Origin of the sequence: Pseudoduganella ginsengisoli (assembly GCF_009720865.1) — a bacterium.
Taxonomy (GTDB): Bacteria; Pseudomonadota; Gammaproteobacteria; order Burkholderiales; family Burkholderiaceae_D; genus Rugamonas; species Rugamonas ginsengisoli.
In genome coordinates this window covers 167,807-175,938 of sequence record NZ_WNLA01000008.1, presented here as the reverse complement: position 1 = coordinate 175,938, position 8,132 = coordinate 167,807, and the positions used below count along the sequence as shown (strand labels likewise).

General features: G+C 57.3%; 9 protein-coding genes and 1 tRNA gene. 6 read left to right on the top strand and 4 right to left on the bottom strand.

The window, feature by feature from the left end; genetic code table 11:
• Window positions 1–424 precede the first annotated feature (424 nt).
• Complete coding sequence (locus GM668_RS14365) at window positions 425–685, top strand: hypothetical protein (RefSeq protein ID WP_155439641.1); 261 nt, start codon at window positions 425–427, stop codon at window positions 683–685.
• A gap of 46 nt (window positions 686–731) precedes the next feature.
• Here GM668_RS14365 and GM668_RS31195 read toward each other — a convergent pair whose 3' ends face one another.
• Window positions 732–1,835, bottom strand: a complete 1,104-nt coding sequence (locus tag GM668_RS31195) for a DUF4214 domain-containing protein (protein WP_155439640.1) — start codon at window positions 1,833–1,835, stop codon at window positions 732–734.
• A gap of 85 nt (window positions 1,836–1,920) precedes the next feature.
• A complete protein-coding gene (locus GM668_RS14355; protein WP_155439639.1) occupies window positions 1,921–3,504 on the bottom strand; it encodes an FAD-dependent oxidoreductase in 1,584 nt (527 codons plus the stop codon).
• Between the two features lie 115 nt (window positions 3,505–3,619).
• Here GM668_RS14355 and GM668_RS14350 point away from each other — a divergent pair, with 115 nt between their 5' ends.
• The 4 genes from GM668_RS14350 (at window position 3,620) to GM668_RS14335 (ending at window position 5,653) form a co-directional block, all read left to right on the top strand.
• Complete coding sequence (locus tag GM668_RS14350) at window positions 3,620–4,024, top strand: cupin domain-containing protein (protein ID WP_371868703.1); 405 nt, start codon at window positions 3,620–3,622, stop codon at window positions 4,022–4,024.
• A gap of 162 nt (window positions 4,025–4,186) precedes the next feature.
• The gene (locus GM668_RS14345) at window positions 4,187–5,074 is read left to right on the top strand and encodes a flagellin N-terminal helical domain-containing protein (protein WP_155439638.1); all 888 of its coding nucleotides are present in this window, start codon (window positions 4,187–4,189) and stop codon (window positions 5,072–5,074) included.
• A 259-nt stretch (window positions 5,075–5,333) separates the two neighbouring features.
• Window positions 5,334–5,519, top strand: coding sequence for a hypothetical protein (locus tag GM668_RS14340; protein WP_155439637.1), 186 nt, complete (start codon window positions 5,334–5,336; stop codon window positions 5,517–5,519).
• Window positions 5,520–5,578: 59 nt separating this feature from the next.
• Window positions 5,579–5,653, top strand: a tRNA-Val gene (locus GM668_RS14335).
• 106 nt (window positions 5,654–5,759) lie between these two features.
• On the opposite strand, the gene GM668_RS31740 is transcribed toward GM668_RS14335, so the two are convergent.
• Together GM668_RS31740 and GM668_RS14325 are read right to left on the bottom strand one after the other, a co-directional pair.
• A complete protein-coding gene (locus GM668_RS31740) occupies window positions 5,760–6,002 on the bottom strand; it encodes a RusA family crossover junction endodeoxyribonuclease (RefSeq protein WP_170305641.1) in 243 nt (80 codons plus the stop codon).
• 197 nt (window positions 6,003–6,199) lie between these two features.
• Window positions 6,200–6,862 carry a hypothetical protein gene (locus GM668_RS14325; RefSeq protein WP_170305640.1) on the bottom strand — a complete coding sequence of 221 codons (663 nt, stop codon included), beginning with the start codon at window positions 6,860–6,862 and terminating at the stop codon, window positions 6,200–6,202.
• A 516-nt stretch (window positions 6,863–7,378) separates the two neighbouring features.
• On the opposite strand from GM668_RS14325, the gene GM668_RS14320 reads away from it, so the two are divergent.
• On the top strand, window positions 7,379–8,125 hold the full coding sequence (locus GM668_RS14320) for a spondin domain-containing protein (RefSeq protein WP_155439634.1): 747 nt from the start codon (window positions 7,379–7,381) through the stop codon (window positions 8,123–8,125).
• Window positions 8,126–8,132: the final 7 nt, after the last annotated feature.

Here is an 8,132-nt window from a genome sequence, read left to right as displayed (position 1 = left end):
TTTCAAAAACTCCCAGTAAAGCCGCACCCATATGGGCTGGATTAAGTTGCCTTTTGGGCAAAATTTAGCTCGCGGCGGGCTTTGCCCCCGCTATCGAACTAGGTATCCGGAAGTTATTAAAAAAGTTTAGCGGAACGGCAACTAAATGCTTTGCGGATACTTATTCCGCAAAAAGGAGGCCGCTGGCGGTCCCGCATGCAGGCACCTGAATTTCCAGCGACTCAACCTTATCTTTAACGCATGATTAACGGTCGAGAATCTATTCTGCCGAGCAACGTACGCCCAATGCCACATTTTTTAATGGATTCACAAGAAAACTGGAAAATTCTGCTTAAAAGACTGGCACACAGTTGAATCTCCTCTTTTCAGCACGCGCCAGAACGCATAGCATGGAGGACTGCCCTCCTTCATTTGGTGAATAGCTATGCAGCAACAAGAACATTTTCATATCTATGTCCGAACCATGACCGGCGAGCGCCTGGCGTGGACGGAAACCACGACGTCGGATTTGGCGATGGCGGACGAAGCGTATTTGAATTTGATGATGCAACCGGACTTTGAAGGCAGCGATTTTGTCCTGGTCGCCGCGTTCGACGAACGCGTATTTTGTGTGTATGACTTTTCCGGTGAGCCGGACCAGACTGGCTGGTCCACGGACTGGCTGCGTAACCGCCCACTGCACTAACTCAACCAGCGGAGCCGGCATTGCGCCGGCTCCCCATCTTGCCCGCTCAGCCGTACGGCTGATATTCCACGCCGTTGCTCATCACGCCCACCAGTTGCGCATAGTTTTCCTGGCTTTCGCTAAAGTTTGCCAGCACATTGGCCAGCGAATCGTGGTGGCCGTTCAAGACATCGACCCAGTAATCGTAGCCCGCCTTTTCCGGCGCGCGGTGCAGCACGTTCCAGTACAAGTTGTTGACGATGCTTTCATTGGAAGCATGGGCGCCGTACCTGGCAATGAACTCGGATGAATCGACAAATGCCTGCGACACTTGCGTCAAGCTGGCGCCATGGTCCAGCTGAGCGATCCAGTAGCCCAGCCCGGGCTTATCCGGCGCGCGGTTGAATGCCGCCTGGTACAGCCGGTACGCCTGGCCGCCGGCGCCATCGATATCAAGCGCCACGCTGACATCGCTGAAGTCCAGCCGTTCCACATTGACCAGTAAATCGCTGCCTTCCGTGCCGACCTTATCCGTCACGCGGAATCCATCGCCATCCTTGGCCACTGCATAGTCGCTGTGCCTGCCCAGGTAATACGCGGAATCCGTGCCCCAGCCGCCATCGAGGAAATCATTGCCCCGGCCGCCGAACAGTGAGTCATTGCCGCTCATGCCATACATGTCGTCATCGCCCGCCGTGCCGTCGAGCTGGTCGCCGCGCGCCGTGCCTGCCGTCACCACGACTTTATTGCTGCCCAGGTCTTCCAGGATGCCCAGCGATACCTTTTGCTGGCTGCTGAGCGCCCCCTGCACCCACGATGCATCGACGTAGTAGGTGCCGGAATACGGTGCGACAAAACTCACATGGTCGCTGCCCCTGGCGCCGCCGCCATCATCTTCGGCAATGGGATTGCCGTAGCTGTCGAATACCATCAACAATGCCGGGTCAGCATAACTGCCGGACGTGATGGAATAAACCGCGCCCGCTTCACCATGCCAGCTGAACACGGCGTGATTCGCAGCGCCGGCATAGTCCGCCTGATACAAGGCCGCATAATCAAACACAGACGTCGCGCCATTGCCCGGGTTATATACCGACAATGGCAGCGGCGTGGCGGTAGTCATTTCACTGTTCGTCAAGCCCGCATATTGGGTAAGGATGCTGTAGCTCACTGCGCCTCCAGAAAAATCATTGTGATGATTGATCTTAATCAGCCCCCTTATAAGACACGGTAACAATTACATTTTGTTGCGGGGGTTACAGCTCTGCGGATTTCCCCGTATCGGCTGGTCCCGATGGCGGCAATCCCGCGCCGCTGTCCAATGCCGCGGGTGCCAGCGCCGATACTGCCGGGCCATGCAGCACGGCACCCTGCGTATCGAAGCGCGACCCATGGCACGGGCAATCCCAGCTGCGCTCGCCCGCGTTCCAGTGCACGACACAGCCCAGGTGCGTGCAGCGCGCCGACAGCGCATGCAATCCGCCGCCGGTATCGCGGTACACGGCCAGCTTGTGCACGCCCTGCCGCACGATGGCGCCCTGGCCCGGCGGAATTTCCGCGGCGGACTCGACTTCGCCGCCCGTCGCCCATTCCGCGTAATACGACAGGGTATTGGCTTGCTCCGCCACAAAGTCCGGCAAGCCATGCACGACCTTGCGCGCCGGGTCGTACAGCTCCACCCACGGATTGTCGCGTCCCATGATCAGGTCGCTGACGATCATGGCGCCAATGGTGCAATGGGTCATGCCATTGCCGGAATCGCCCGTGATGACGTAGACATTGTCCTTGTCCATGGGATTGCGGCCCAGATAAGCCAGCCCGTCCGCTGGTTCCATCACTTCGCCCGACCAGCGGTATTCCACTTGCTGCGCCATGGCAAACCGTTCCCGCGCCCACCGCTCCAGTTCGATGTAGCGGTGTTCCGGATGGTCATCCTGCCCTACCTTGTGGTCGGCGCCGCCCACGATCAGCAAATCATGGTCCGCGCCGTCCGGCGCATGGACGCGCACGTAGTAATACGGGTCGCCCGTGTCCCATAGGAGCACGTGCGGCAGCGCGTCCCGGGGAATGCGCAATGCAATCACATAGGTGCGGTAGGCCGCCTGCTTGGTATGCATGACGACGCGGTTGTTAAACGGCGTATTGGTGGCGGCCACCACGGCCTGCGCATAAATGTCGCCATGGTCCGTGCGCACCACCTGCACTGCCTTGTCGCCATCGATGGCGTGGGCGCGTACACCGCAATAAATGCGTCCGCCATGCCGCAGCAGTGCTTCAGCCAGCCCGTCCAGGTAACGCAGCGGATGGCACTGCGCCTGGTTGTGGAAGCACACGCAGGGGCCCGTATCAAAGCTGACGCCGGGCGCGCGCTGCAGCAGCGCGACATCGGCGCCGGCCCGCAGCGCCGCATCATATTCATGGCCCAGGTCCTGGAAGCCGTTTTCCGGCAGCGCGTACAGGTAGCCATCGACCCGTTCAAACGCACAGTGGATTTGTTCGCTGCGGACGATGGATTCCACCAGGCCGGCTGCCTGTTTAAAGCTGTCCGCCACCAGCTTTGCCTGGGTGGTGCCAAAGCCCGCTTCGATGCCCCGGTACCATTCGTCCGGAGGAAAAAAGTGCGCCGTCGTCCGGCCGGTTTCACCGGCGCCGATACCCAGCGCATCGATCAGCACCACGTGCCTGCCTTCGCGCGCCAGCAGGTAAGCGGCAGTCAGGCCGCCGATGCCGCCGCCAATGACGCACACTTGCGTATGCAAATCGCCTGGCATCGGTGGAAATTCCGGCAAGCCGGTACTGTCCAGCCAAGGGGACAGCGATGCGCCGTTCGTGATGTTCATGACCCACCTCTTGATGCGTTTCGGATGCCCCAGTGTAGGAAAAAGCGTTGAATTGGTGCGCGGAATAGCCAGCGTAGCGGCTGCCGCCCGCCTCGCAGCCGGGCGGCGCGCTACAATGCCGCCCTCTTCCACTTTGCCAACCGCCATGCCATCCATCACCGACTTTTCCGCCATGACCACGCAGCCAGCCTTTGACCATCCGCGCGAAGACCGGCGCCTGTCCGGCAACCCACTGCGCACCACGTGGAACCATTTCACCAATACCAGCGGCGAAGTCGATGCCGGGATCTGGGCTTGCGAAGTGGGCAGCTGGCGTATCGCCTTCCCGGATAACAAAGATGAATTCTTTTTCGTCACGGAAGGCCGCTGCCGCCTGACCGATGAACACGGACATGCCGTGGAAGCAGGTCCGGGCAATGCACTGGTGATACCAGCCGGTTTCAAGGGCGTTTTCGACGTGCTGGAACCTGTGAAAAAACACTATGTCATCGTGGAACGCAAAGTGTCCACGACAATCTGACAAGACTGATAGGAATTTTCCTATCGGGTTTTGCGTACAAATTGAATTTATTTATGTTTCGCGCAGCAATTTAATGGCCCTGCAGCAATGGTCGTCTTGTGAGATTGAAGGGCACTGAAACGTCTCTGCCAAAACACAAAATCGCTAACAGGAGCTTTAAAAATGCTGAGCCTCCACACCAACGCTGCCACGCTGTCCGCGCAAAATTCGATTTCCCGCACCAACAGCCGCCTGTCCACTTCCATGACCCGCCTGGGTACTGGCTACCGCGTCAACAGCGCGATGGACGATGCAGCGGGCCTGCAAATCGCAACGCGCCTGCGTGCCCAGACCAGCGGTATGGATATGGCCATGCGCAATACGCAGAATTCGATCTCGATGATCCAGACGGCCGACGGCGCGCTGGATGAAACCACGTCGATCCTGGTGCGCATGAAAGACCTGGCAACGCAGGCAGCGGACGGCTCGGCCACCGATCCTGACCGTACCGCGATGCAGGCAGAATATGATGCGCTGACGGATGAGTTGACCAACATTGTGTCCAACACGTCGTTTGGCGGCACCACGCTGCTGTCGTCGAAAGCCGACAGCAAATTCCTGGTGGCGATCAACTTCCAGATCGGCTCGGCAGCGTCGGAAGTCATGACGCAAGACTTGTCGACGCAATTGACGACGATGCATACCGCCCTGACGGCGACCAATGCCGGCCACGTCTTTGCATCGGACGGCACGGTCGGCGCCGGCAACGGCACGGCCATCGCTACGGCTGACAGCGCAAACGACCAGATCACGTCGCTGAACACGGCCATTGAAGCTGTGTCGAATGTGCGCTCGGCACTGGGCGCCGCCGCCAACCGCCTGGACCATGTGTTTAAAAACTTGTCCAACATGGTCAACAACACGAAAAACGCTTCCGGCCGCATCATGGACGTTGACTACGCGGGTGAAAGCGCGACGATGATGTCGAGCCAGATGCTGCTGCAAGCCGGTACCGCCATGCTCAAGCAGAGCAACAGCCAGTCGTCGCTGGTGCTGTCGCTGCTGCAATAATCGCCTCCCTCTTCCTGCTAACGGGCGCACTGGTTGCGCCCGTTTTTTATTGGGTGCGGCGTTCAAAGCGGTAAGTGGCCCGCACCGCCGCATTGATCTGCTCATCCGGATGCCGCCCGCCGGGCCCAATGCGGACGGTAAATGGTTATCGCAGTTGAACAGGTTGCGCAGCACGATGCCGGCCTGTGTGAGGCAGAACGCAGACCCGCATGCCGGATCGCGGGTAAGGTCAGGAATTTAGTGCGGCAAGGAGCATCAAATGACTGACTCGACAGTAAAGCAGGAAGACGAATTAAACGCCGGCGATGAAGCTGCGCCCTGCACGCCGGGGACGGGGGAAGATGTGTGTCCGGCCTGTGGCGGGACGGGCGTGGCGCGGGACGGTAAGGCATGCCCGGAATGTGGCGGCAGCGGTAAAGTCACGGAAGGGATAGGCGGAGGCTAAGAAAACAGGTTTTACCCTTTTACAAACGGGAGCTATGCGCTATAATGCGTGCACTCAACGGGAGGCTAGCTCAGGGGTAGAGCACTGCATTCACACTGCAGGGGTCACAAGTTCGAAACTTGTGCTTCCCACCAGAATTCGCGGCAAATATCAAAGGCTTACATTCACTGGATGTAAGCCTTTGTTGTTTCTCCACTTGAAATGCATTCCCCGAGATGGAGTTAAACTTGCTTGAACGCGTCACGAACAGTGTCCCATGAGAGGGCGCAGCGAGCGAAAAACCAGCTCGCGTATCTGTTTATCATCCTGGTACAGGTGGCCATTAAAAGCGTCCATAACTGGCTTTGCAGTGTTATCGACGTCCCTGAGAGTTCCGCCAGCATGTAAATGCAGCACATCAAGTTTTAGAGAAACTTCCAGAGGTTGTCTCACGATAGGAGTGGCGAGAATTGTTTCTTCCCATTTTCTCGCTTTCAGTGACATCAGGACGAATATACTCCCGCCAGAGTCTCGCATTTCGGAATTTCGGAAGATGCCGGGCGATCAGGGACCCAGAATGCATGAAGTATCGGCATTTAAAATTCTTAATAAATCCACTTTAAAATTCACCTGGCGACTGGCAGTACCGCAAACCAACGCTGGCAGACGGCCAGGTGAAAGATAATGTCAGCTTAAACCCGTCACTGTATCATTGCGAAGTTGCCATAGACGGAAATGCCATTGTAAGCAGTGCTGAAATCCAGGTAATAATAAGCACCAGCTTGCACAGAACTCCAACTACCCGATAGAACAGCGCCCTGAGAAGTTGCAGTGAACGTCTTGGTTCCATACGACTGGTCAGGCCAGAAGTCAATGTTACGATACAGGGTAACTGAAAGGCTCTTGTTGATACTGCTGATGGCACTACCTGACAACGACACGGCAGTTGAATTATTCAGGTAACAAAGCGGGGAACTCCACCCGCCGGTTGCACCATTGACGCTATAAGTGCCGGAGCACTGCGTTGAGATTGCTGTCACGCCACTAGCGCTCACCCTACCTGGCTGCGCGGCCATCGTTGCCGACTGCTCGTCATCCTTGAGCAATCGCCTTGCCTTTTGTTCGCGCTTAATGCGCATCATCTTCGCATACTGCTGGTCTGAAAGTACGCCGGCAAAGCGCCCTTCGACGACAACCGATTCACCGTTAGTCAAATTGGTTACCCGTGTGCCATCGTGAAGGTTTTCAAGTTTCACCTGGATTCCGGAGTAACTATCATATGCATAAGACACCTGTTGAGCAGATACCACTGAAGTGAAAGTCAGACCTGCAGCGAAACCCAGTGTAAGAATAGCTGATTGCAATTTAATCCCCTATGGTAGGCAGTTAATATAGGAAAAACCTTACCCCCCTTTATGGCTTTTTATATTGATCCGACCGTTCTGAACCGATCGAATTGAAAGCTGACAGTGGTGCAGAATATCAGGTTGAATTAAATAAAGATTCACACATTCTCACATTCACAAAAATATGCCTTACGCGCTGGCCGGTCTCGATTCTATTGAGGCCAACAGAAAATTGAACGCGAATTCAAGCAATTACAACGAAGCCGACTTATTGTGAAGCCGCCTTATTTCCAACGCCAGAGGCAAAGGCTTTTCTTGACTCTTTCGAAGAGGCCCGGCGCGGCCAGCCACGGCCCGCTGGCAGACACGTGCCATGCGATTGAATAGGTGGGCGGCGAGCCCTGCGTAAAGGCCGCTTGCCCGAAATTTTTTTTATGAATCGTGTAAGGACTTATGGCCCCGTCCGACACAACCACAACTCGTTGCATGACGAGGAAAGGATTTACCCAAACAACCAAAACATAGACATTACCCATGACACGAAAAACTTCCCGCCGCCTGCCTTTGCACGCCACCCTTGCCGGCGCATTGATGCTTGCCGCCCCCACGCTGTTCGCAGCCGACCTGACCGTCACCATCACGAACCTGACGCGCGCCACGTGGATGACGCCCTTCCTCGTCAGCGCCCACCCGAACAGCTTCAAGTCCTTCACTGAAGGCACGGCGGCCAGCGTGCAAATCCAAAGCGTTGCCGAGGCTGGCGACACCACGGGCGTGCAGGCGCTGCTGCCTGCCGGCGCCAGCAAGATCGTCAATCCAAACAATGGTCCGCTCAAGCCCGGCGGCAGCACGACCACAGCGACCTTCACGGGCGGCGCCGGCACTGCCAACACGCAGCTGACCGTGCTGGCGATGATGGTTCCGACCAACGACGGCTTCATGGCGCTCAATGCCATCGACATCCCTGCGGCGCCCGGCACGTATACGTATGACGTGACCGCCTACGATGCGGGCACGGAAGCCAACGATGAAAAAATGGCGGCGGCCGGCGGCATCAACCAGCCCGGCATGATTTTCCCGGCCTTCCTCAACGACGCCACCGGCAAACTGGCCTCCAACATCAACCCGAACGCCACCGGCTTTGCCAACGCCACCAAGGAAGGCTTTGTGCATATCCATCGCGGCATCGTCGGCAGCGCGCCGGGCGGCCCGAGCGCACTGGATAACACGGCGTACCGCTGGCTGAATCCCGTGGCGCGCGTTGTCTTGACGGTCAAATAAAGGGCGC